Raw genomic sequence first — 21,689 nt, forward strand, 5'->3', positions numbered from 1 at the left:
AGCATGTCATGGAGGTTTTATTCCACCTTGCCGCCGTATCCGGGGGTATTCTTTATCTGATGCCGCTTCTGTTGCTGGCGGTACTTTTCGTGGCCTTGGAGCGAGGCTGGGCGTTGGCCATGATCCGGCGCAAGGGCGACGATCTGTTACGCGATCTGCAAAACAGAAAAGGCCGAGAATCCCTGGAAACGGAACTGGCCAAGACGCCGTTCTGCCCGCAACAGGCCGTATTCGCAGCGGTTCTCGCATCCCATGATCTGGCAAGTGGCGAAGCCTACGCCGAGGAGGCGATGCTGGCCCAGGCGACCTTGCTGGACCGGGGCTTATGGATTCTGGATACGGCAGTCACCCTGGCACCTCTACTCGGCCTGCTAGGTACCATCATCGGGATGTTCAATGCCTTTCAGATATTGGGTAATCCGGATACCGCGCCAACGGCCATTACCGGTCATGTGGCGGAAGCCCTGGTGGCCACGGCAACGGGTTTGGCCATTGCCATTGTGGGCCTGGTGTTTTTTAACGGACTTCAGCAACGGGTCCGTCTGGTGCTGCATCAGATGGAAAGGATCGAGGTGAGCACCCTGAATCGTCTCTACCGACAGCCTGTCAGGACCCATGGAGATGCCTCTGTCAGCCTGCTGGCACGGCGAGGGGAGGTCTGAGATGCGTTATTTCGAGGCCCGCAAGGGGCGTATCGAGATCATTCCCATGATCGACATCATGCTTTTTCTGCTGGTGTTCTTCATCATGATCACCTTGCGCATGATTCCCGCGACAGGGATCAGCACCCGCTTGCCGACCAGCAGCAACGCCCAGGTTTTGCCCAAAACGCCTCTGGTGGTGGAGTTGCGCAGCGACGGCCGTCTGCTTTTTCACGATAAAGCGGTGACGCTGACCCAACTGGAGCAGCAGTTGGCCCAAAACTACGCCAATCACCCGCAGGTCATCCTGGCGGGCGCGAAAAATGTGACTCTGCAGCAGTTGGTGACCGTCATGGACGCCTGCCGCCACGCCGGCATCAGCCAGATGGGCATCGCTACCCGTGCGGGGCGGCCGTGAGCACTCTGGCGCTCCCCTCCAGCCCGCAGCCGCCCAGGGCCGTGGTTTTTCTGCTGGCCCTGATCCTGGAGTCGGGCATTCTGGCGGTTCTGGCCGTCTGGATGCGGGCATCTCCTCTACCCACGCCGGTGATCACCCCGCCCATGGCGGTCCAACTGGTTTCCTGGCCGCAGCCCAGCGCCACCCCACAACCCACCCCTCACCCGCCAGCACCCCGGACCGCCGCGTCGATACCGCGAAAACCCGTTCCCACCCCGCCCAAGCTGTCGCCAAGACCGCCGCGAGAGGCCAAAGTGCCGGTCCGCACCCCGCTCTCGGCACCGAGTGCGCTGGCGGCAACTGCAGCCCCATCCACAATCTCCCGGATGCCCGCACCGGTGACATCTGCCGCAGCCACGCCTGCCACACCCGCTTTACCTCCATCCGCTCCCGCTCCGGCGGCGGAAACCCGCCCCAGCATCCCTGCCTATGTCCACAACCCCGCACCGGAGTATCCCCAGTCGGCGCGTTGGGATGGGGAAGAGGGCACCGTACTGCTGCGGGTGCTGGTCAACGTGTCCGGCCTGCCGGAAAAAATAACGGTAGCCCACAGTTCCGGCTATACCAGCCTGGATCGCGCGGCCGAAAAGGCCGTGCGGCACTGGCGCTTCACCCCCGGCACCCGCGACGGGAAACCAGTGGCCATGCAGGTGGAAGTCCCGATTCGTTTTCGTCTGACGGACGCCAACCCATGATGCTGCGTGCTGCGCATTTGGCCTATGCCCATGGCCATCGCATGGTCCTGGAAGATGTCTCCCTGCAGTTGAATGCCGGAGAGTCGGTGGCCCTGCTTGGGGCAAACGGCAGCGGCAAAAGCACCCTCATTCGTCTGCTTCTCGGCATCCTGAAACCGCTGAGGGGCGAGATTCGCCTTCGCGATAGCGACTTGCATGCCCTATCGGCCAAAGAGCGGGCGCAACGACTGGCTTATGTACCCCAGGACCATGGCGTGGTCTTTCCCTTCCTGGTGCGAGACGTGGTGCTCATGGGCCGCCTGCCCCACCAATCCTGGCTGGGGGTTGCCAGTGCCCATGATCGGGAGCAGGCGGAAGCGGCGCTCGCCCGGCTGGGTATCAGCGGTCTTGCGGAGCGCTCCTACATGGAACTGAGCGGGGGTCAGCGGCAACTGGTCATCATCGCCCGCGCATTGGCCCAGGAGACACCGATACTGATTCTCGATGAGCCGGTAACCGGGCTGGATTATGGCAATCAACATCGCCTGATGGCGCAGATCCAGGACTTGGCGGACAGCGGTTATGCCATCCTTCAGAGCAGTCATTATCCGGAACACGCTCTTTCCACGGCAAACCGGGTCATTCTGCTGAAGGATGGGCGGGTGCTGGCTGACGGTCCTCCGATAGAGGTGCTTCATCCGCAACACCTACGCGCACTTTACGATATAGACACGGAGTGCCTCGAAACCAGCGACGGTCGCCGCGTTATCTTGCCTAAAGCGCTTTCTTCCGCCCTGTCCCAGAGCAGACGCGGAGCCTGTTTGAACCTGTCTTCTGAGGAATATCCCATGACCCATACTTTACACATTTTTGCCTCCCTCACATTGGCGGAACCTTTTCAGGAAATCATCCAGGGCTTTACCAGCGCCCACCCGGATGTCTCTGTGAAACCCACCTATGGTTTTTGCGGTGCGTTGATGGAACAAATGGCGGCGGGTGCGTCCGTCGATGTGTTTGCCCCCTCTTCGGAGCCCATGCTGGCAAAGGCTGCGGCGCAGGGGTTCGTGCAGACCGATACGGCGGTGAACTATGCACGGAATCGGCTCGTACTCGTCAGTTTGATGAGGGATTATCCGCTGGCGCCCAAGCTCGAAGCGCTCATGGAAGAGCGCTATGCGCGCATTGCCATTGGTGATCCAGAATCGGTTCCGCCCGGACGTTATGCGCGCATGGCGCTGGAAAAGGCTGGGTTGTGGCAAGACCTGGAAGCGCGCATGCAGAAATACCCCGATGGTCTCCAACCCCTGCAAGCGGTGCTGGAGGGAAATGCGGATGCGGCCTTTGTTTTTGCCTCGACGGCCAACAGCGCATCGGGAAAAGTCCATATCGTGGATATTCCAGTCGGCGTTTCCATGCATTATCCCGTGGCGGTGACGACCAAGAGCGCAGAACCAGAACTGGCCCGCGCTTTTGTCGTCTATCTGCAGACGGACGCTGCACAGAAAGTCCTGGAAATTACGGGTTTCGCGCCCGCCCTCAGCGCTCAGCCGCTGCTGAACGCTTTCTGAAAGTCAAGGAGAACACGACATGTTGAATACTTTGCCAGGCAAATGGCGTTTATCTATTGCGGCGTTGGGCGCCAGCCTCTTGCTCTCATTGCCCTCGTGGGCGGCCACGGCCCCTACCCAACTCCCGCCCCACAGTGTTTACGGCACCGCGCCGCCAGTGACCCTGCTGATTTACAGTCTCGCCCCGGATTTGCTGGCCGGGTGGAATTTCCCGCTGAATAAAATGGCGGGCCTGGGCATGAGTACGAATTCCAAGTACCTCTTGCCGGCTACGCGCAATCTGCCGGTACTGGGTGGCTGGGACCCCGGCGACAAACCGGAGCTGGAACGTGTGCTCGCCATTCATCCCAAGCTGGCCTTGCTCTGGGCGCCTTACCTGGATGATGCCCGCCTGCGTAGCGAGTTACAGCGCATCGATGTGCCCACGCTGACCGTCAATCTGCAAAGTCTGAACGACTATCCGGCCGCATACCGTCTGCTGGGAGATCAGTTGGGGCAAGGCGCGCGCGGTGAGGAACTGGCCACGGCCTTTCAAAATATTTTGAGTCGCCTTAAGGACTTGCGCAGCACCATTCCACAGGCACAGCGCCAGACAGTCTATTACGCGGAAGGCGTGGATGGCCTGATGACCGACACGGCGAATTCTCCCCATACCGAAGTGATCCGTGCCGCAGGCGGTGATAACGTCTTTACCGGCAAGGCGACGGCACTGAAGGGGATGGAACGGGTGAGTATGGGGCAGGTGCTGGCCTGGAATCCCGACGTGATTCTGGTGCAGGACCCGGTGTTTTACCGGCGCGTGTATAGCCTTCCGGCCTGGCAGGGCCTCCAGGCGGTAAAAGCACATCGGGTTTACCTGGTGCCCCGGCAGCCTTTTAACTGGATGGATCGTCCACCTTCCTTCATGCAGGGCTTGGGGGCTCTCTGGCTCGCGCACGTGTTGTATCCGCAGGCATTCAAAATCCATCTGAATCAGGAGATACAGGACTTCTTCAAGACATTTCTGCAGGTCAACGTGAGCAAGGCGCAGGCGCAGGCGCAGGCGATGTGGCGCCCGTGAGGATAACGGCACTACCAGAGTCGGCCAGGAGGCTGACTTTACCACTGTTGCTCTTGCTTCTGGCCGCCATGGCGGTGCTGGAGATGTCCTGGGGGCACTACCCGCTGTCCTGGCTGCAATTCTGGCAATGGCTGCGGGGCAGCCCTTTGTTGGCGCCGGACAAAGCCATGCAGATCCATTTGTTGATGGTGGAGATCCGCCTGCCGCGCCTCTCCGTGGCGATCCTCGTGGGTGCGGCGCTGGCGGCCAGTGGTACCGTCTTTCAGGCGGTGTTCCGCAACCCGCTGGCGGCCCCAGATATTCTGGGCGTCATGGCAGGAGCCGCCTTCGGGGGCGCCTTGGGCATCATCCTGGGCGGTCCCTGGTGGACGATACAGATGGCGGCCTTTGTTTTTGGGCTGATCGCCGTGGCGATGGCTTACCTGATCGCCCGCCATTTTCCGGGGCAGCCCACTCTGATGCTGGTGATTGGCGGCATCCTGGCCGGAGCCTTGTTTACCGCACTGCTTTCCCTGGTGAAATATGCCGCCGATCCGTACCAGCAGCTACCCAGTATCGTTTTCTGGTTGATGGGCAGTCTTTCCAACGTGCCCCTGCGCCAGATACCCTACTTCGCCCTGCCGGTTTTTGCCGGGATCGCGCTGTTGATGTTGCAAGGGCATCGCCTCGATGCCCTCAGTCTGGGGGACGAGGAAGCACACAGTCTTGGTCTGCCAGTGCGCCAGATCCGTTTGCTGGTCATCGTGCTCGCAACGTTGTTGGCGGCCATGGCGGTGATGATGGCGGGGATGATCGGCTGGATCGGGCTCATCATCCCCCATCTGGGACGTCTGCTGCTCGGGCCGGGCAACCGCCGTCTGTTGCTGGGAAGCAGTATTCTCGGTGCCGCGTACCTTTTGCTCGCAGACGCCCTGGCCCGCAATCTGTTCTCCGTGGATGTTCCGGTGGGCGTATTTGCGGAACTTCTGGGGGTGCCAGCGTTTTTGCTGGTGCTCCGGCAGATACGGAAGGCGTGGGTCTGAGTTTGCCCCGTTGCGTGGCACCGGGATTGGGGTTCCTGTGGCCAATGACTCCCGCATGGCTTTCACTCGGCGTGCGCTGGGAGAGGGAGGGGCTCGTCAATCACCAGTGTCACTCCCGCCGCCGAGAGCAATGCCTCCAGGGCCGGTTCCAACTGCCCGGCGCGCATGTGAATTTCGTCCGCCCCCTGGGCGATGAGCCATGCCGCCAGCCGTATGCCGCGCCCTTTTTCGGCGCCGGGTACGGGGTTGTTCAGGGTTTGGGTATTCACCAGGACACCTTCGTGGTTTTCGTCCTCAAAACGAATACGCTGCGCCATGCCAAAGCGCGTGGCCAGCGCCGATCCCTCCTCGGTCAGAAGGAATGCCCGCCTTTTATAGGGCTTGAAGGGCGGCTCATAATGAAGCGTGATGTTTTCCAGCTCGGGGAACGCCTCTTGCAGACGTTGCTGGGCGCGGTCGGCTACTTCATGGGCGTGCGCGAAGTTCGCCGCGGCGATACCGATGGTGGCGTCCGCGAACAGGACACTCCCGGCATGGCGCAGACGCAGTCCCTCCACGGTTTCCACTTCCGGCGTGGTCAGCAGCAGATTTTTCGCCTTCGCGTACAGTTCGGATTCCACCGAGGCGTCCAGCAGGGAGAGGATGGCGTTTTTCAGCACCCCCCAGGTGCCCTCCAGAATCAGGAAGAGGATGATGAGGACGGCAATCTCCTGGGCAAAGGGTATCCGCAAGAGATGCCCGCCGATTCCGGCGATGACCACGACACCGGCGCCGATATCGCCCAGCCAGTTGACCACATCGCTTTGTAGTCCGGGGGAGTGGAGGCGGGCGGCGGCGCGTCGTTCGAAAACATAAAAAATCCCCTCGGCCACCAGAACGACCGTCATGAACCCCATGGTGGCCAAGGGATTGTCAGGTGGCCGCGCACCGCCGGAGAAAAACACCGCGCGGGCGATCTCATAGGCGGCAATGACGACCAGCAAGGCACCGCCCAGGGCAGCCATGTCCTCCACCTTATGGAGACCGTACGGAAACCGCAAGGAGCGGTGGCGGGAAAAGCGGATGGCCGCAAGGATGAGCAGGGCGCCCAATACATCGGAAATGCTATGCACGGCGTCGGCGATGACGACGGTGCTGCCGGAATAAACGCCCCAGCCGATTTTTGCTATGGAAAGCAGGCCATTGAGCCCCGTCGATGCCATCATCCAACGGGATTTCTGCCGTTCCGCCAGGTCAGAGGGGGTGGTTTTTTTCGGTGTATCCATCGCCTCCATGGTCCCCGTCTGCCCAGCCTCCGGCAATGATACCTTAATGCAGTCCATCTTCCACGCATCATCTATGATCGGCGCTAAAACTTGTACGTCATCATCACTCGGTTGTACACAAAGGAGTGTTGTCCTGAGCCCGGAAACAGTCCGACCGCACCACCATTCCCCACCTCCACCTGATCCCGTAAACACAGTCCCTTAAACATGCCTTGGGGGAAATAGCTCACGTTAAAGTGGGTCCAGTTGCTGTTCCCCGAAAAATAGGTAGTGAATTGTGAGTAGCCTGCAGTCAGTTGGACTTGCTCAGGCAGCACCCAGTAAGCGGCCCGCACCCGCCAGCCATGACCCGGACCCACGCCGACCAGGCCCTGCATCATGCTATTCACATACAGCGGGTCTGCTGTATAGCCGATGGTATAGGGAGAAATAATGGCGCCGCCGCCCAAGGCGTGAGCATGCAATTCTGTAGCATCATAACCCCACCACAGACTTCCGTGAGGAAATGCGATGCCGGTCTTGATACCCCAGTTGGTACTGTTGACGCCCTGGCCCGGTTGCCCGAAAAGCGTAGTGGCGGTATTGGCAAAGGTCTCTCCGGCACCCCATTCCCGGGTGAATTGCGCATCCACAAAGGGCTTGAGGACGAAGGATGTCGGCAGGGCGTAGTGACCGTTCCAGTAGAACATGTTGGCGAATTGATCAAACTGATAAAACCAGGCGGCGGTTTCTGCGTGATATGCGTGATATTGGGCGCCAAAGGCGAGCGCTCCGTTGGTGGGTGGGGTACCGGCGGGTAGCACGTTGGGTCCGCCATAGAGGGAGTCACCCTCATAGTGGCCGGGATAATAGAGGTTATCCCGGTAGAACTGGTCGGTGGTGCGGTCTTTCCAGCGGAAAATCCGCAGCGCGCTGAGTTGCACGCCGCGGAAGGGATGGGCCTCCAGGGTTACTCCCTGATAGGTGACGGGGATCACCCGCCCACCGACCCGGTTTAGCCAGGGGGTATCTACCAACTGATTGCCTGCCTTGGCGGTGATCCATTTGTCCTGATATTCCAGATAGGCCTGACCCAGTGCATTGACGGAAGGACTGGTACCCATGAGGGTCTTGTCGATCCGGGCCGGATTGCTGGGCTGTGTGCCGAGAGCATTGGCGGTGTAAAAACTGACGCCGATACGGAAGCCCGAGAGAAAGGGCGCGGTGACGACGTTGATGCGTCCGGCCAGGGAGTAGGCATACGCATTGACGGTGTTGGGGGTGCCATAGAGGCGACTGAAGTAATAGGAACGGATTTGTCCATCAATATGACTTTTCGCAAAAAACTGGGACAGGGTTTCGGCGTGGGCACTGGCGTTGAAGGCACCCATCAGGCTGGCTGCTGTCATCAGATGAAGGATGTTTTTCTGCATGGGAATAGCTCCTGCGAATCAAGTATGGTGGTTTTCATTGCGGTAATTTAAATATAACGCGGCATGATTAGCCGGGTCGTGGAGGAATACCTCACCCCAACGGACCGGCAAACTGTCTGCTGAACTATTTGCGCCAGGCGCGGAACGCGCCGGCGCGGAGCCGCTTTATTTCAGTACGTCACCCTTGGGTGGGTTGTAGCCGGTCTCTTTGAACATGGTCTGTCCCTGGGGACTGGTCATGAAGTGGATAAAGGCCATGCCCAGTTGGGGATCGGGCGCGTCCACAGGTACTGCCGCATAAAAGACCAGCGGCTGGGTGTGGACGGTTTTGGGTTTGCCATCCACATTCAGGGTGAAGTGGACTTTGCTGTACCAGTCTTTGACCATGGCCGGATTGCTGAGATTGATCTGATCGGGCAGAGTGATATAAGGCAGATGCAGGGATTTTACCGCGCTGAGATAACCCGATGAGGCGGCCATCTGCCCACTCTTGAGGCGGGAAAGCAACGACGCCTCCGTGAATATCTGCCGGGGGTTCTCGACCGCTCCGAGGACTTTGTTCACTAGATCCGGTTGGTGGTAATACCTTTCCGCCAGCATGAAGGTGAAGACGATATTTTGCCCTTGGGGGTCGGTTTTGGGATCGGTGCGGCCGAAGACCACCCCCGGCTTCTGCAGGATTTTATACCACGGCACCTTGCCCTCCGCAGCTTCCTTGAAATCTTTGGCGTAGGGGCTGCTGGGACTATAAGCGATGCACATGGCTGTACTGGCGACCGGGAAGGCCTCCTTGACCAGGCCGGCCTTGATCAGCACCTCGATGGGGCCGGGGGTGATGGAGACAAAAACGTCAGTGCGCAGTTTGTGGGCGGCGATGAGCCGGGCGAGGCCATAAGCGCCCTGGCCCTCCCCCTGATATTGCACATTATGGGCTTTGGCGAAGGCCGGTCCAAGATGCAGGTCCATGACGGTACCCATGGAGCCTGCGTAAGCGACATGCAGGTCTTTGGCCATGGCCTGGAGCGATAAACCCAGCAGGCTGGCGGCGACGATCAGCGCAAGGGAACTTTGATGGTGACGGTGTTTCACGTGCTCTACTCCTGTGGTTTGCGAAATATATGGATGAATATACCGGCAACTATTTTTTGCTGTCAACAGGTTTTTTAAGCTGGTTATACCCCGATGTGTCATGAATATGGCATCTTTTTTGCTGCATCTTCCACGCGGTCCCATTACCCACTTATTTGTTCGATTTATGACAATAATGTGTATTTATTGACATTTTAAGGAGAGGCTTTGTGAACCTGCGGATACGGCGGGCGCATGTCGAGGCGATGGTGCAGGAGTTCCCGCATCTGGCGAGCTTGCGGGAACAGCTTCGTTTCGGGGATGTTGCCGAATTGTCTTTTCAGCAATTGGCATATTCTGAACTTGGTTTTCTCGCCACGCTGTATCAGGCAGCGGGACCAGAGTTGCATGCACAGTCCGCCATATTACTTGCCCTGCAAAAATCCAGGCAGGGTAATGATCTGCGTTTTGGACCGGATGATGACCTCGAACTGTTATTGCCAGCGCTGGCTAGCCTGCTGATTGAAGACGCCATCCGGGGCTGGCTGTTCAGTATCAATGTGGATGGTAAAGCCCTGGCTTACGTCATCACCAGACTGGACTTTGTGGCACCGGGAAATGACGAAACTGGCAAGATCGTCGTAGAACTGAAAGCGAACGCTAAAGGCGTCATTGCAAGCCCGACCATTCGTATTTCCGCGGGCGATATGGCCAATCGTTCAGTAAGGGAAATACTCGCTGCAAAGGGATTTTTGAAAGAAACTCCGGAGCTGATTGCTGCCTATGACGCAGAAGTCTCCCGTTATTTTGAATGGCGGGGACATTATGGCGCACAGTATTCGGCGCTCGGGGTCGGCTTCTATGCCGAAGATCCCAGTGCGACACATCGGGATACCGACTGGTCACGAAAAGACGTGATCATTTTGTCGGCGGGAGAGGGCAGGGCACGTCTGGTCAATGATGAGGGTATTCTGACCGCCAGGGTCACAGCACTGGAAGTGACGGGGGATATTCTCGGCCCCTATTTGCGCAAAGCGGCAAAAAGCAATCGCTATAGCGCCGAAGAAGAGATGGGGCAATTCCAGTCTGTTATCGAGAATGGGTTGTTCACGAAAATCCCCGTGCATCCCTATTTATTCATGTTTCACCTGGAGCTTCATCATTACCTCTGGGTGCATGTCAGCGATATCGCGCCTTACGCTTACCAGCCCACATTGAAGCAAAAGCTGATTTTACCCGCTGAACAGACAGATCTTATTGATATTTTGACGGCCGAGATGGATGTCCTGATGGACGATATCATTACCGGGAAGTCCGGCGGGACCACAGTGCTCTGCGCCGGACCCGCCGGTGTAGGAAAAACGCTCACCGCCGAGGTGTATTCTGAAATTATTCAGCGACCGCTGTATCGGGTGCATTCAGGACAACTCGGACTGAATGTGGCCAGTATGGAGACCGCGCTGAAGGAGATACTGACCCGCGCCCAACGCTGGGGCGCCGTTATGCTGATTGATGAAGCGGATGTCTATATCAAGCGCCGGGACGACAATATGACGATGAACGCGGTGGTGGGCGTTTTTCTGCGGGTGCTGGAGTATTTTAATGGTTTGTTGTTTTTGACCACGAACCGGGTGGATGACATTGATGAAGCCATTATCTCCCGTTGCATCGCCCTGATTAAATACAATCCCCCGGATGGCAATGGACGCCGACAAATCTGGCAGGTGATGTGCGATCAGTTTTGTCTCGATATCTCCATGTCGGCCATTGACGAATTGGTGGATATTTTTCCTGTAGCCACTGGCAGGGATATTAAGGGACTGGCCAAACTGGTGGCCAAATACTGTAAACAGAAACAGGTGCTGCCGACTGTGGAGGTCTTTAAACGCTGTTCGGTATTTCGCGGGCTGGAACCAGTCGCTGCGTGACCTTGGAGATACCAGTCCAGGATGTGGGATTGGTGAGTGAAAACGATATGGCCCTCGCCATACAGGCGGCTGAGGAAGTTTTTACACAGCATGGGATTGACCCTATGGCTTGCGAAGTGGCCAATCAGAGCAGTGTGCTACAGCAGATGGCATGGATGTCCTAACAGCATAATCTTCTGATGGTTTTCTGGATTGAAAAGGAGTTTTCACCATGTTTGGTAAAGCCTGTGATTTTAATGAGCTGCGACAAGGAAAATATGAAGTAGCGGTGGTTAACCGGATACTGCACATGATTGTGTGGCCCACCCGGGGTGAACCCCGGGCTTTTCATGGGATGTGTCCCCACGCCAATGAACCACTGGCCGATGCCCGTTTCGATGGGGAGACTCTGACCTGTGCACACCATGACTGGGCGTTCAGCAGTGAAACCGGCGCGTGCATCAAGGGCCAGCCCTGTACCCTCAGGGAGTTTCCGCTGAAGATTGAAAACGATGAAGTGTTGGTGGATATCGGCGATTTTGCACCCAATGGACCCTGCTAAAGCCATTGGCAAATAGAGGCTAACTAAAACCCGTCCCTCTTGCTTCCCCAGGGATGAGAGCCGGGAACCACTTCCGCTTTGATTCCGGCTTTTTCAACATCGGTGAGGGTTTTATAGAGGGTCGCTTCATGGGCTAATATACTGCCCTGCATTACTGCGACATAGCGTGCTGGCAGGTCGACATCGCAAACGTAACCGCCTCCCGGATCCTCAACGCTGCGTAAATTGCCATCCCAATCCATGAAAAAACCACTCATGATAAATCCTCGCTGCTGTTGTTCCAAAAGTCGGTGGGGGTGAAACGATGCCTCTCGAGTCAGCGTGATTTGCGCTCGGCGGGCGAAAAATTGCTCAGGTGTCCCTCTTTCGCCGCTTGCGCACGAGTACGCGCCATCAGTCCGGCGCTGCGACCAGGTGCGGCCACCCGCGAAAGCTGCTTTTCCAGGTGTTGGCTGCCACATTGCGGGCAGTTTGGGATGGTTGAGCCCATGACCAGTAATTCAAAGTCGGCGTCGCAATCGCAACAATGGTAATCGAAAATAGGCATTTTTGTTCCTTTGTCAGGTTATGGCCAAAACCGCATCTGTTACCCGGTACAGCAATAATGATGCCTGTTCAGGTGACGGCTTTTATCCGCCTCGGTGTTTCGCGCAACAAATTCAGACATTCCAGATTGGCCGCCATATCCAGTGCGGTGAAATCATCGAGCGAAAGGAGGCTCCGGTGCGCACCGAATGCCAGCAAACGCGCCACTACCGACGTCTTGCCAGCGGATGCAGCATACATCAGGCAAGTGGCGCCATTGTCATTCTGGTGGTTGAGGTTGGCGCCAACCGCGACCAGCAGGTCCAGTATGTCCAGATTCTCACTGACACATGCGAACCAGAGGGCCTGATTGCCGTCGTTATTGCGTTGGTGCGGGTCGGCACCGGCGGCGAGCAATTCAGCCACCCGTTCAGGATTGCCTTCGCCGGCAGCACGCATCAAGGGCGTCACCCCGTCGCGGGTACCGGCATGGATGTCTGCAGTAGGGAAGCCCTGCTCCGTCAGCCAGCGTTGCAGCGCTTCGGTGAGCTGCGGATTTTGGGGTGCATGCACCCTGCGCCAGGCTTCGTAACCGCCATCCAGGCTGTATACCTCCGCAAAACCAAAATCGGCAAAGAGTTGGGCACGCATCTGGCTGGCGTTGCCATGGTAGCAATAGATCAGCACGGGACGATGTTTGGCCATGTTCAATACATAGTCATCGGCGTTGTAATCGCCCAGGGGAGAAGCTCCGGCAATATGTCCGGCCTGGAAGTCGCTGGGATGGCGGCAGTCCAGTAACATGGTGTCCTGCCTTTGCAGGAGTTCGCGGGCCCTGTGCACATCAATACGCTGAAAGGAACGGGTATTCATGAGGTTTCTCCGGTGTGGATGTCCAGTTCCCGGTGGGCATAGGGCGGGAGGGTGCTGATCCGAGTGTCCGTCAGGGCATGACCCACGGTGAAGTGGTAGAGGGATTGCAGGCGGTTATCCTTGATCCCCAATATTTCATGCACGGCATCATCAAAAAAACAGCCGATGCCGGTGCCGTTCAGACCCAGGGATTCGGCTTCCAGGTACAATATTTGCCCGAGCAGCCCGGCTTCCTGGTAGAGCAAGCGATAATGCCAGGCACCGTTCTTCAGGGGGTCGGCATACTCCGCCAGAAAGGCCACGGCAAAGCAGCTATCGGCGGCAATGGCCTGATGACAGGACAGGGTCCGGGCGACGCTACGCACGTCGCCACTATAGAGTCGCCGCAGGGGCAGGTGTGCGGGTGCGCCGGCTACGGTTTCCCAGGAGAAGTCGGGATGGAGGGTCATGCGTAGCACTTGTTCGCCCTCCCCGGTGCGCGGCAGGGCGTAGAGACCGCTGTGCAGCCCTTCGACGCGATGCACAAAAAGTATCGGATGGATGTGCGGGGTAAAGGGCCAGGCATCCCAGGGCAGGTCGGAACGGGGCAGCAACGCATCCAGGAGGGTAAAGAAATCATCAGCCGCCATGACCGTCTTCGGGTCGAAGCGCTGGGCGCTGCGCCGACGGCGGATCAGGGTGCTGGCGGCTACCTGACCGGATTTTTTGCGTGCCGGCCAGGGATCAGGCGGAAGCGGGCCGGGAGCGAGTACCGGCATCCTGCTGGCGATGGTCGTTTCGGCGATGACCGGCCACTGGTACAGGGGGTGGGGGTCCAGGCGGTTGGCCTGACCTCGCCATTGTCCCGGCAGCGCAGCGGGACTAGCGATGGCGGAGGACATTGTATTGGCTGGGAGGATTTCCAGTAGTAGCTCCGCATCCTCGCCTTCGGCATGCGCGAAATCGCCGCAACGGTCCAGGCCCAGGAGGCTGCGCAGTCGGGTATCATCCACATCCCCGCGCAGGCGAAGGTGCCAACCCAGGGTACCCGCAGCGTAGCGCAGGGCACCCAGCGCATGGCCAATATCCAGTTGGCAATAGCGTAGTGCCCGTTCGCCGTATTTCCATGCTTCGCGCCACGCTATGGACGTCAGCCCAACATATATTCCTGAGTCGTGCTGTTCGGTATCGGGAGACCAGCGCTGTTCGAGCAGGTGATCTCTGCTCAGGTAGTGATACAGTCCGTCCTCCAGATCCGGTACCCTGAAGGCGAGAAGATAGGCCTCGGTAGGATGCAGGTTGCCGCTGGAGGGATTGCAACGCAACGCCCAGCGATCCGGGCCATATTCCTTCCAGGCCGCCAGCCCGAAGGAAAGCTCCAAAAACTGGGCGACCGCCTGGAGCGTGAAGGGTTGGGGTGTGGCGGCGGACAACCCGGCGAAAGTGGCGGCAGTTTCTTCCGCCAGCAACGGCAAGATGCGCCTTGGGCTTCCGGTGAACTCGCGGAAGGGGTTGGGTTGTGCATCCCAGTCCAGCGCTTCCGGCCCGGCGGCATAGCGATTCAGGTGATGCTTGGACCGTTCATGGTAGGCCATCACCACTTGCACCGCTTCGCTGTCATTGCCTGTCGCCATGATGTGCGCCGTTCCGTTAGTCAGCCTTGGTCGTGGCATTTTATTCCGGCGCGGCAACCGCCTGTCAACGTGCTTTCGGCGCGCTGACCGCCACCTTTTCGAGAGAGACATGACTCACGCCCATGGCCTGATGAAAGACTTTGAACACCTTTTCGGAGACCGCATCAGATACCACAAAATCCTGATACGATTGGCTGAGCAATTTCACATAAAGCGTTTGCAGCGCCTGATCATCCAGGGCGTCCGTATTCCCCTCTCTTTTCAGATAGTCATGAAAACGTTTGAGGATATGGAGACGATTGATATGGACCACCGTCTCATCATAGTCGATGTTCAGAAACTTCAGGAAATCCTCAGCGGAGGACAAACTCGCCAGTGTTTTACGCAGGTCACTCATGGTGTCATCCTTGGAAGTCGTCAGAAGGGAGGGGGCTAAAGTGCCGGGTTGCTGTTTGGCCCACACAGATTGGGATCGGAATCCGGACAGCTGTTGCAGTCTTTTTCCGTCAGTTGCGCAGTACGCCCGACGGACTGGGCCTGCAATTCCAGTTGGGAAATCCGTTCCATCAGGCACTGAATGGCCTTGCCCACCGGGTCCGGCATGAGATGGTGATCCAGATCGATACCGTGGGCGTTGATGCGGCGGCGTTCCGCAGGCAGCACGACGCGGCCGGGGATGCCCACGACCGTCATACCCGGCGCCACATCGTTAATGACCACTGCATTGGCACCCACCTGACCGTCATGACCGATAGTGACGGGTCCGAGGATCTTCGCACCCGCACCCACCATGACCCGATCCTGCAATGTCGGGTGACGCTTGCCCGGATTCCAGCTTGTTCCCCCCAAGGTTACGCCGTGGTAGATGGTGCAATCGTCGCCGATCTCGGCCGTTTCGCCAATCACCACGCCCATGCCGTGGTCAATAAAAAAACGCCGCCCGATCTGCGCCCCCGGGTGAATGTCGATACCGGTCGAGAATCGCGCCACGGCGCTCAATACCCGGGCTGGATATCTCCATCCCCGCTGCCAGCAGCGATGGGCCACGCGATGCGCCAGCAGCGCATGCACCCCAGGATAGGTGGTGAGAACTTCCAGGGTGTTGCGCGCCGCCGGATCACGTTCAAAAACGCAGTGAATATCGTCGCGCAGGTTGCGCCACAGACCGGACTTGCGGGATTCTTCCTTGCCGAGCAGCGTGGCAGCCATGGTTTTCTCCTTTATTCAGGAATGGACGTGCGGGGATTCCATGCTTTCCAGAAGAAAGCGATGCATATCTTCGACCGGCGGCGTTACTTTATGCTGAAGTACATAGACGCGAATCTGTCTGAGGATGCTTTGTGCCTGTGATTCGGTAATAATGCTCCCCAGTTCAGCATAGGCGCGCATGATAGCCTTGGTGCCGGAATGCTTACCCAGTACCAGGTGATGCTGGCGCCCCAGCTCCTCCGGGTCGAAGCTTTGGTAATTCCGGGGATTTTTGAGTAATCCATCGACATGGATACCGGACTCGTGGCTGAAAATGGCATCTCCGACGATGCTTTTCCCGGCGGGGACGGGTCGGGCGGATGCCAGCGCCACCAGTTGCGAAATCGCTTTGAACTGCCGCACGTCGATACCTGTCTCGATGCCATGCAGATGGTGCAGGCACATCACGACTTCCTCCAGCGCGGCATTGCCGGCGCGCTCGCCCAGGCCGTTCACCGTCGTGTTTACATGGGTGGCACCAAAACGCAGGGCAGCGATGGAGTTGGCAGTGGCCAGACCCAGATCGTTATGGGCATGGATTTCAATTTCCATGTCCGTGACCGCCCTTAAGCGCCGCATGATATGGGCGGTATTAAAGGGTTCCAGAATGCCCAGGGTGTCGGCATAACGAAAGCGGCGGGCCCCGGCTCGTTGCGCGACTTCCATGACCCGCAGAACAAAGTCCAACGGTGCCCGGGAGGCGTCTTCGCCGCCTACCGCCACGTCCATGCCGCTGTCCAGTACCTGCTTTACCCGGCGATCCACCTGCTGCAGGACCCACTGACGATCTTTGCCCAGCTTGCCCCGAATCTGGATATCTGACACCGGCACTGAGGCATTGACCATGTCCACGGCACAACGCTTTGCCGCGGCAAGATCCGTATCGTGCATCCGGCACCAGACCACCAGGCGGGCGGACAGACCCATCTGAGCAATGCCCCGGATGGTTTCCTCCTCTTCGCTCCCCATGGCCGGGATGCCGATCTCCAGTTCCGGAATCCCGGCATTGGCCAGATTCTCGGCGATGGTGAGTTTTTCGTCCGGGCGGAACGCGACCCCGGCGGTCTGTTCGCCATCGCGCAGGGTGGTGTCGTGAATTACCGCAAAGTCGCGGGAGAGGGGGCTGAGCTCATGCATATACGGGTGCAAAGGCGTTATCGGTGAGAATAGGGCCATTGGTGCCCCAGTAAGGGGACAAACGCCGCAGTTGTTCGACGATGGGTGGTGTCTGCGCAATCACCCAGTCCACCTCCGTTTCCGTAGTCTCCCGGGACAGGGAGAAACGAATGGTGCCGTGCGCAGCGGTATAGGGAATATCCATGGCGCGCAACACGTGGGACGGCTCCAGTGACCCGGAGGTGCAGGCGGAACCCGAGGAGGCGGCGATGCCGACCCGGCTCAGGAGCATCAGAATGGCTTCGCCCTCGATGTATTCAAAAGAGATGCTGGACGTATTGGGCAGGCGGTGTTCCGGATCGCCATTGGCGAAAGCATAGGGCACCTGCGCCAGTATCCCGGCCTCCAGACGATCCCTTAAAGCGCGCACCACAGTGTTTTCATACTCCATATGCTCCAGCGCCATGTCTGCCGCCAGCCCCAGGGCGATAATGCCCGTGGTGTTTTCCGTTCCGGCCCGGCGTCCACGTTCCTGGTGACCACCGCGCAGCATGGGTCGGTAGCGGGTGCCCCGGCGCACATAGAGCGCACCGACGCCTTTCGGGGCATGCAGCTTATGGCCGGAGAGGGAGAGCATGTCGATGGCCGATTCCTGCATGTTCAGGGCAATTTTGCCCACCGCCTGCACGGCGTCCGTATGAAAGAGTACGCCCTTCTCCTTGGCCATCCGTGCCATGCTTTCGACGGGAAAGATCGTTCCCGTCTCGTTGTTGGCATACATTATGGAGACGACGGCGACCTGCTCGCTGAGCGCTGCGGCATACGCCTCCATGGAGATGCGCCCAAGCCGGTCCACGGGAATGTAGTGGACTTTATAGCCTTCATGACGTTCGAGATGGTCACAGAGAGACAGAATGGCCGGGTGTTCCACCACGCTGGTGATGATTTCCCGGCGGCTGGGCTGAATGGCCAGGGCCGAGAGGATGGCGGTGTTATCGGACTCCGTACCGCAGGAGGTAAAAATGATTTCCGAGTCGTGTTCCGCCCCCAGCAGCGCCCGTACGGAGGCGCGCGCTTCTTCCAGACGTTTGCCCACATCGCCGCCGAAGCTGTGCATGGAGGAGGGGTTGCCGTAATACTCGCTGAAATAGGGAAGAATAGTCTCCAGCACCCGCGGATCTACCCGAGTGGTGGCATTGTTGTCCATATAGGCGCTGCTCATGGCTATGCCCCCACGGCTTGCGGCATGCCGGCCGGAACTACCCGTACCGGACGGCCCAGAGTCAGCATCAGGCGTTCCTGGATGCCGGAAATGGTGATCCCGGAAGACTGGCAGTTCATGCACGAGCCACTCATGGCCACCATGACCGTATCACCATCCACATCGACCAGTTCGATATTGCCGCCATCCATTTGGAATTGTGGGCGCATTTCATCGATCACGGCAGATATTTTCTGGATTTTCTGCACCATGGTCATGGGTGCCGGGGCGGCTTTGGCGGCGGGTTTTGCTGCCACCACCGGTAGCGGTGCGCTGCCGTTTACTGCCGCGAGGATATCTTCGATCTGCTCATGGCAACTCTGGCAACCGCCGCCCGCCTTGGTATAGAAAGTGATCTCTTCGACCGTCGACAAATGGTTTTCCCTGGCCACCTTCTCAATGAGGGCCGAGTCGATGGCGAAGCATTTACATACCAGCGCACCTTCTTCGTGATCATCTGCCCATTCTTCGCCGCGGTAATTGGCGATGGCGGCGTGTAGCGCCTCGGCGCCCATGACGGAACAATGCATTTTCTCCGGAGGAAGGCCGCCCAAAAACTCGGCGATGTCCTGATTGGTGATTTTGAGCGCTTCATCGAGCGTCTTGCCCTTGATCAATTCGGTCAACGCCGATGACGAGGCGATGGCGGAGCCGCAGCCAAACGTCTGGAAGCGAGCATCCAGAATGACATCCGTATCCGGGTCTACCTTGAGCATCAGGCGCAGGGCATCCCCGCAACTGATGGAGCCTACCTCGCCGACCGCATTGGCCTCTTCGAGGACCCCGGTATTCTTGGGGTTGAAAAAGTAATCCTTGACTTTATCGGTATAATCCCACATGGCGTCAGCTCCGATGTCCGCAGGAGGAGGCTGAGGAAGCGGAGGCTTCGTCTCCCGTGGTGAATGACGACCCGCAGCCGCAGGTCCCCGTAGCATTGGGGTTTTCGAAACGGAAGCCGCTGCCGCTGAGTTCATCCACATAGTCGATGACGACCCCGTTCAGCAGTGCGGCGCTGGCGTTGTCCACGTAAACCGCCACGCCCTCTATCGCCACGACAGTGTCTTCTGCGCTTGCCCCGGCCTCCAGCCCCATTCCATATTGATAACCGGAACAACCGCCTCCGGTTACCGCAACCCGTAATCCGCTCGCTTCAGGATTCTCGGCAAGCAGATTCTTTACGACATCAATGGCCTTTTCCGTCAACATCAGCATGGCATACTCCTTACGCGACAAGGGTTCCTGTATGCTTCTTTGCAAGACTCGGGCCAGCTTTGGGTTTTGTTATTAACTTATTGTTATTTTGATGATTTACAATGGATGTGAAGGTGTCATTCGTGCGGTTTTGTTGGTTTCTAGACATCTCCCAGGATGGTTTTGCAAGAAAACGAACATCACAGGGCGGGGCAGAATGGCAAAAACCCGGAGATCGCTGGTGTCCGGGTTTTCGCTAAATCAATGGCAAAAGCGTCTATACGGGCCGGTTTTCGCCGGGATCACGTACCGGACCCATGCCCGCCAGGCAGTCTGCATAGCTGATCTCGGGGAATACGGCATTGTATTGCAACGCGCTCTCGGCGATGCGGTTGATCTTGCCTGCCGTGGCGAGCTTTTTGAGATCGTTGCGTTCCAGCCCGAACAACTCCAGCAATTCATTGTAGACCGTCGCCTCATCCAGCGGCAGGATATAAAATGGGATACCTTTATATTCCAGATGGTAACGCTTGCTGAAATCAATATTATTGCAGTAAATAAAATATTTACCAGAGGGCTCCAGGTACTCGGCCAGTACCGTTACGAGTGCATCCAGATAACCAAAAGACAGAAGATAGCAGGATAAAAAAGAAATTTTTTGGGCGCCAGGTTCTGCCGAACTGATGACTTGCTGCGCAACGAGCTCGGGTGGGCGTGCTTCATCGGCCACTGCGGTGGCGAATTTGATAGCCAGTTCGCCGCGAAAACCGAAGCGCCCCTGCGCATTCAATTCTCCCTTGAATACCTGATTCACCAGTCTTTTCTGAGTGTCGAGCCCTGCGAATGCGCTTTGTTCGATGCTGATGGACATAAATGACTCCATATTGAGTAGAGGTAAAATATTGCATCCTGATCGGATTGGGGATGCTTATAGGTTTTCAGCCCTGAGCAGCCAGCAGGTTCCAACCACTGTCTTCTTCCGGGCCGAAGCACTGGGCATAGTCATTACAAACATTGCAACTGGGTGCCTGGCAGAGGTGGACTTCAGCCTGTTCACACAACTGCTTATAAAAGAACTTCTTCCATTTCATGTTGCCGGTATTTTTGAGGTACAGTGCCGGAAAATGGCGTTTGATAATGTCACTGAGGTCCTCACGATTCGTCAGGCCCAGGTCCTGCCACAAGTGATCATCGCCCCGGCAGCCCGCGGCGAGAATGGCCGCTACCCACTCTGTGGCCTGATTCACGCTGGCGCGGTGATCCAGCAAGAGCTTGACCAGATCGCCAGTTTCCTCATCGCGCGCGGGCGCTTTGTTTTCTTTGCCCAGGCATTGGCACAGAAAGGTCCCGCCTGCAGCGTTATGGAGATAGACCTTCGTGCATTGCGCGGTCGAACGCGATTCCGCTATCCGCGGGAAATAACGAGCAAACAGATGGCTCAGTTGCCTGATTTCCAGGCCAAGCGCCATGCTGATGTTGCCCTTGCGTTCCGTGGCGCGAAGGCTGATACATAGCGCAAAAAAACGCGCGTCAGGGAATGCCTCATCGGGGTTGCGACCGGACATCAGAATGTCATATATGGCAGTCTTCATGGATGCACTCCCTCTTGAGGCACTATGCAGAGACGCTGGCCGCTAGGGACATGGATGCATGGGTATAGCAGTTTTTGGGGCAAACCCGGGAGCAGGCCTCGCAGCCGATGCATTTTTCCGGATGCGCAATCGTCATGAATTTGCGCTCTGCCTCGTCATCGTCCGCCGCCACCCGTTCCCCCTCTTCGGTAATACCAATAAGGTTCAGCACATCCCGACCGCAGGCGCGGAAACAGCGCCCGCAGCCGATGCACTTTTCTTCATTGATATATTCGACAAACTGGGGTGTCCAGCCGAGCCCGCCCTTGGTGATGCCGGTGATGTCGCGCATGCCGTCATCCCCCGGGGAAGGATGCGAGCCGTGCCCTGGCGGCCGTCAGATCGCGGTAGGCGGCGTAGGTACGATTCGCCAGTTCCAGAATATTCTCCCAGCCGATGGGTAAATCTTCAGCCAGATCGTGAAGATCCATTTTGGCCTGGGTGGCCTGGGCATTGAGCCGTTTGATTTCTGTTTTCAATGCGTCCTTTTCGTCCACAATCGACTCCCAGTGATTGGTCTGTTCCTCTACTACCGGTAACATCTCCATGAATACAGACATGACGTCATACTCCTATGCGCTGATGAACCATAAGC

26 protein-coding genes are annotated in these 21,689 nt (G+C 57.9%); 9 read left to right on the forward strand and 17 right to left on the reverse strand.

Features of this window, described 5'->3' with window-relative positions; genetic code table 11:
- Nucleotides 1-8 precede the first annotated feature (8 nt).
- The 6 genes from F6A13_RS06165 to F6A13_RS06195 are packed head-to-tail and all read left to right on the forward strand — an operon-like array spanning nt 9 to nt 5,422.
- Nucleotides 9-662, forward strand: coding sequence for a MotA/TolQ/ExbB proton channel family protein (locus tag F6A13_RS06165; protein WP_126605232.1), 654 nt, complete (start codon nt 9-11; stop codon nt 660-662).
- A 1-nt stretch (nt 663) separates the two neighbouring features.
- Complete coding sequence (locus tag F6A13_RS06170; RefSeq protein ID WP_113525770.1) at nt 664-1,059, forward strand: ExbD/TolR family protein; 396 nt, start codon at nt 664-666, stop codon at nt 1,057-1,059.
- Complete coding sequence (locus F6A13_RS06175) at nt 1,056-1,793, forward strand: energy transducer TonB (protein WP_113525771.1); 738 nt, start codon at nt 1,056-1,058, stop codon at nt 1,791-1,793. Before F6A13_RS06170 ends, F6A13_RS06175 begins: the two co-directional genes overlap by 4 nt.
- Entirely contained in the window at nt 1,790-3,340 is a 1,551-nt protein-coding gene (gene modA / locus F6A13_RS15570) for a molybdate ABC transporter substrate-binding protein (protein ID WP_225981986.1), read from the forward strand. The genes F6A13_RS06175 and modA overlap by 4 nt, the downstream gene beginning before the upstream one ends.
- 19 nt (nt 3,341-3,359) lie before the next feature.
- Complete coding sequence (locus tag F6A13_RS06190; RefSeq protein WP_126605233.1) at nt 3,360-4,400, forward strand: ABC transporter substrate-binding protein; 1,041 nt, start codon at nt 3,360-3,362, stop codon at nt 4,398-4,400.
- The gene (locus tag F6A13_RS06195; protein ID WP_113525896.1) at nt 4,397-5,422 is read left to right on the forward strand and encodes a FecCD family ABC transporter permease; all 1,026 of its coding nucleotides are present in this window, start codon (nt 4,397-4,399) and stop codon (nt 5,420-5,422) included. The genes F6A13_RS06190 and F6A13_RS06195 overlap by 4 nt, the downstream gene beginning before the upstream one ends.
- A gap of 62 nt (nt 5,423-5,484) precedes the next feature.
- On the opposite strand, the gene F6A13_RS06200 is transcribed toward F6A13_RS06195, so the two are convergent.
- The 3 genes from F6A13_RS06200 to F6A13_RS06210 form a co-directional block, all read right to left on the reverse strand.
- Nucleotides 5,485-6,744: a cation diffusion facilitator family transporter gene (locus F6A13_RS06200; RefSeq protein ID WP_225981987.1), complete on the reverse strand. Its 1,260-nt coding sequence runs from the start codon at nt 6,742-6,744 to the stop codon at nt 5,485-5,487.
- Nucleotides 6,745-6,770: 26 nt separating this feature from the next.
- Nucleotides 6,771-8,099, reverse strand: a complete 1,329-nt coding sequence (locus F6A13_RS06205) for an OprD family outer membrane porin (protein ID WP_126605234.1) — start codon at nt 8,097-8,099, stop codon at nt 6,771-6,773.
- Nucleotides 8,100-8,264: 165 nt separating this feature from the next.
- Complete coding sequence (locus tag F6A13_RS06210) at nt 8,265-9,188, reverse strand: extracellular solute-binding protein (protein ID WP_126605235.1); 924 nt, start codon at nt 9,186-9,188, stop codon at nt 8,265-8,267.
- A 209-nt stretch (nt 9,189-9,397) separates the two neighbouring features.
- On the opposite strand from F6A13_RS06210, the gene F6A13_RS06215 reads away from it, so the two are divergent.
- Genes F6A13_RS06215 through F6A13_RS06220 form a run of 3 tightly spaced genes read left to right on the forward strand, consistent with a single transcriptional unit; the run spans nt 9,398 to nt 11,636 of the window.
- Nucleotides 9,398-11,095, forward strand: a complete 1,698-nt coding sequence (locus F6A13_RS06215) for an AAA family ATPase (RefSeq protein ID WP_197722435.1) — start codon at nt 9,398-9,400, stop codon at nt 11,093-11,095.
- A 32-nt stretch (nt 11,096-11,127) separates the two neighbouring features.
- Nucleotides 11,128-11,259, forward strand: a complete 132-nt coding sequence (locus F6A13_RS15770; protein ID WP_264158143.1) for a hypothetical protein — start codon at nt 11,128-11,130, stop codon at nt 11,257-11,259.
- A gap of 47 nt (nt 11,260-11,306) precedes the next feature.
- Complete coding sequence (locus F6A13_RS06220) at nt 11,307-11,636, forward strand: Rieske 2Fe-2S domain-containing protein (RefSeq protein WP_126605236.1); 330 nt, start codon at nt 11,307-11,309, stop codon at nt 11,634-11,636.
- A 23-nt stretch (nt 11,637-11,659) separates the two neighbouring features.
- Here F6A13_RS06220 and F6A13_RS06225 read toward each other — a convergent pair whose 3' ends face one another.
- The 14 genes from F6A13_RS06225 to F6A13_RS06290 all read right to left on the reverse strand — a co-directional run bounded on the left by F6A13_RS06225 (nt 11,660) and on the right by F6A13_RS06290 (nt 21,654).
- The gene (locus F6A13_RS06225) at nt 11,660-11,893 is read right to left on the reverse strand and encodes a hypothetical protein (protein ID WP_126605237.1); all 234 of its coding nucleotides are present in this window, start codon (nt 11,891-11,893) and stop codon (nt 11,660-11,662) included.
- 59 nt (nt 11,894-11,952) lie between these two features.
- Nucleotides 11,953-12,183 carry an FmdB family zinc ribbon protein gene (locus F6A13_RS06230; protein ID WP_126605238.1) on the reverse strand — a complete coding sequence of 77 codons (231 nt, stop codon included), beginning with the start codon at nt 12,181-12,183 and terminating at the stop codon, nt 11,953-11,955.
- 68 nt (nt 12,184-12,251) lie between these two features.
- Nucleotides 12,252-13,034 carry an ankyrin repeat domain-containing protein gene (locus tag F6A13_RS06235; protein ID WP_126605239.1) on the reverse strand — a complete coding sequence of 261 codons (783 nt, stop codon included), beginning with the start codon at nt 13,032-13,034 and terminating at the stop codon, nt 12,252-12,254.
- A complete protein-coding gene (locus F6A13_RS06240) occupies nt 13,031-14,647 on the reverse strand; it encodes a SagB/ThcOx family dehydrogenase (protein ID WP_126605240.1) in 1,617 nt (538 codons plus the stop codon). Before F6A13_RS06240 ends, F6A13_RS06235 begins: the two co-directional genes overlap by 4 nt.
- A 64-nt stretch (nt 14,648-14,711) precedes the next feature.
- Nucleotides 14,712-15,044 (reverse strand): nitrogenase-stabilizing/protective protein NifW, encoded by a 333-nt coding sequence (nifW, locus tag F6A13_RS06245; RefSeq protein ID WP_126605241.1) that lies wholly within the window; start codon nt 15,042-15,044, stop codon nt 14,712-14,714.
- 35 nt (nt 15,045-15,079) lie between these two features.
- The gene (cysE, locus tag F6A13_RS06250) at nt 15,080-15,856 is read right to left on the reverse strand and encodes a serine O-acetyltransferase (RefSeq protein WP_113525782.1); all 777 of its coding nucleotides are present in this window, start codon (nt 15,854-15,856) and stop codon (nt 15,080-15,082) included.
- Between the two features lie 15 nt (nt 15,857-15,871).
- Nucleotides 15,872-17,032 (reverse strand): homocitrate synthase, encoded by a 1,161-nt coding sequence (gene nifV / locus F6A13_RS06255; protein ID WP_113525783.1) that lies wholly within the window; start codon nt 17,030-17,032, stop codon nt 15,872-15,874.
- Nucleotides 17,025-18,233, reverse strand: a complete 1,209-nt coding sequence (gene nifS, locus F6A13_RS06260) for a cysteine desulfurase NifS (RefSeq protein ID WP_126605242.1) — start codon at nt 18,231-18,233, stop codon at nt 17,025-17,027. Before nifS ends, nifV begins: the two co-directional genes overlap by 8 nt.
- Before the next feature lie 2 nt (nt 18,234-18,235).
- Entirely contained in the window at nt 18,236-19,111 is an 876-nt protein-coding gene (gene nifU / locus F6A13_RS06265; RefSeq protein WP_126605243.1) for a Fe-S cluster assembly protein NifU, read from the reverse strand.
- Between the two features lie 4 nt (nt 19,112-19,115).
- Entirely contained in the window at nt 19,116-19,484 is a 369-nt protein-coding gene (locus F6A13_RS06270; RefSeq protein ID WP_113525786.1) for a HesB/IscA family protein, read from the reverse strand.
- A gap of 256 nt (nt 19,485-19,740) precedes the next feature.
- On the reverse strand, nt 19,741-20,334 hold the full coding sequence (locus F6A13_RS06275; RefSeq protein ID WP_113525787.1) for a hypothetical protein: 594 nt from the start codon (nt 20,332-20,334) through the stop codon (nt 19,741-19,743).
- 67 nt (nt 20,335-20,401) lie between these two features.
- Entirely contained in the window at nt 20,402-21,055 is a 654-nt protein-coding gene (locus F6A13_RS06280) for a nitrogen fixation protein NifQ (RefSeq protein ID WP_113525788.1), read from the reverse strand.
- Nucleotides 21,056-21,077: 22 nt separating this feature from the next.
- Nucleotides 21,078-21,386: a ferredoxin III, nif-specific gene (gene fdxB / locus F6A13_RS06285; RefSeq protein ID WP_113525789.1), complete on the reverse strand. Its 309-nt coding sequence runs from the start codon at nt 21,384-21,386 to the stop codon at nt 21,078-21,080.
- A gap of 4 nt (nt 21,387-21,390) precedes the next feature.
- Nucleotides 21,391-21,654 carry a CCE_0567 family metalloprotein gene (locus tag F6A13_RS06290; RefSeq protein WP_126605244.1) on the reverse strand — a complete coding sequence of 88 codons (264 nt, stop codon included), beginning with the start codon at nt 21,652-21,654 and terminating at the stop codon, nt 21,391-21,393.
- Nucleotides 21,655-21,689: the final 35 nt, after the last annotated feature.

Origin of the sequence: Acidithiobacillus sp. 'AMD consortium' (assembly GCF_008926505.1) — a bacterium.
Classification (GTDB): domain Bacteria; phylum Pseudomonadota; class Gammaproteobacteria; order Acidithiobacillales; family Acidithiobacillaceae; genus Acidithiobacillus; species Acidithiobacillus ferridurans.

Bases quoted from the DNA above. Each gene is read 5' to 3' on its own strand.
- F6A13_RS06165 (WP_126605232.1), top strand. From the start codon at position 9: ATGGAGGTTTTATTCCACCTTGCCGCCGTATCCGGGGGTATTCTTTAT.
- F6A13_RS06170 (WP_113525770.1), top strand. From the start codon at position 664: ATGCGTTATTTCGAGGCCCGCAAGGGGCGTATCGAGATCATTCCCATG.
- modA (WP_225981986.1), top strand. From the start codon at position 1,790: ATGATGCTGCGTGCTGCGCATTTGGCCTATGCCCATGGCCATCGCATG.
- F6A13_RS06190 (WP_126605233.1), top strand. From the start codon at position 3,360: ATGTTGAATACTTTGCCAGGCAAATGGCGTTTATCTATTGCGGCGTTG.
- F6A13_RS06200 (WP_225981987.1), bottom strand. From the start codon at position 6,744: ATGGACTGCATTAAGGTATCATTGCCGGAGGCTGGGCAGACGGGGACC.
- F6A13_RS06205 (WP_126605234.1), bottom strand. From the start codon at position 8,099: ATGCAGAAAAACATCCTTCATCTGATGACAGCAGCCAGCCTGATGGGT.
- F6A13_RS06220 (WP_126605236.1), top strand. From the start codon at position 11,307: ATGTTTGGTAAAGCCTGTGATTTTAATGAGCTGCGACAAGGAAAATAT.
- F6A13_RS06225 (WP_126605237.1), bottom strand. From the start codon at position 11,893: ATGAGTGGTTTTTTCATGGATTGGGATGGCAATTTACGCAGCGTTGAG.
- F6A13_RS06230 (WP_126605238.1), bottom strand. From the start codon at position 12,183: ATGCCTATTTTCGATTACCATTGTTGCGATTGCGACGCCGACTTTGAA.
- F6A13_RS06235 (WP_126605239.1), bottom strand. From the start codon at position 13,034: ATGAATACCCGTTCCTTTCAGCGTATTGATGTGCACAGGGCCCGCGAA.
- F6A13_RS06240 (WP_126605240.1), bottom strand. From the start codon at position 14,647: ATGGCGACAGGCAATGACAGCGAAGCGGTGCAAGTGGTGATGGCCTAC.
- nifW (WP_126605241.1), bottom strand. From the start codon at position 15,044: ATGAGTGACCTGCGTAAAACACTGGCGAGTTTGTCCTCCGCTGAGGAT.
- cysE (WP_113525782.1), bottom strand. From the start codon at position 15,856: ATGGCTGCCACGCTGCTCGGCAAGGAAGAATCCCGCAAGTCCGGTCTG.
- nifV (WP_113525783.1), bottom strand. From the start codon at position 17,032: ATGCATGAGCTCAGCCCCCTCTCCCGCGACTTTGCGGTAATTCACGAC.
- nifS (WP_126605242.1), bottom strand. From the start codon at position 18,233: ATGAGCAGCGCCTATATGGACAACAATGCCACCACTCGGGTAGATCCG.
- nifU (WP_126605243.1), bottom strand. From the start codon at position 19,111: ATGTGGGATTATACCGATAAAGTCAAGGATTACTTTTTCAACCCCAAG.
- F6A13_RS06270 (WP_113525786.1), bottom strand. From the start codon at position 19,484: ATGCTGATGTTGACGGAAAAGGCCATTGATGTCGTAAAGAATCTGCTT.
- F6A13_RS06275 (WP_113525787.1), bottom strand. From the start codon at position 20,334: ATGTCCATCAGCATCGAACAAAGCGCATTCGCAGGGCTCGACACTCAG.
- F6A13_RS06280 (WP_113525788.1), bottom strand. From the start codon at position 21,055: ATGAAGACTGCCATATATGACATTCTGATGTCCGGTCGCAACCCCGAT.
- fdxB (WP_113525789.1), bottom strand. From the start codon at position 21,386: ATGCGCGACATCACCGGCATCACCAAGGGCGGGCTCGGCTGGACACCC.
- F6A13_RS06290 (WP_126605244.1), bottom strand. From the start codon at position 21,654: ATGTCTGTATTCATGGAGATGTTACCGGTAGTAGAGGAACAGACCAAT.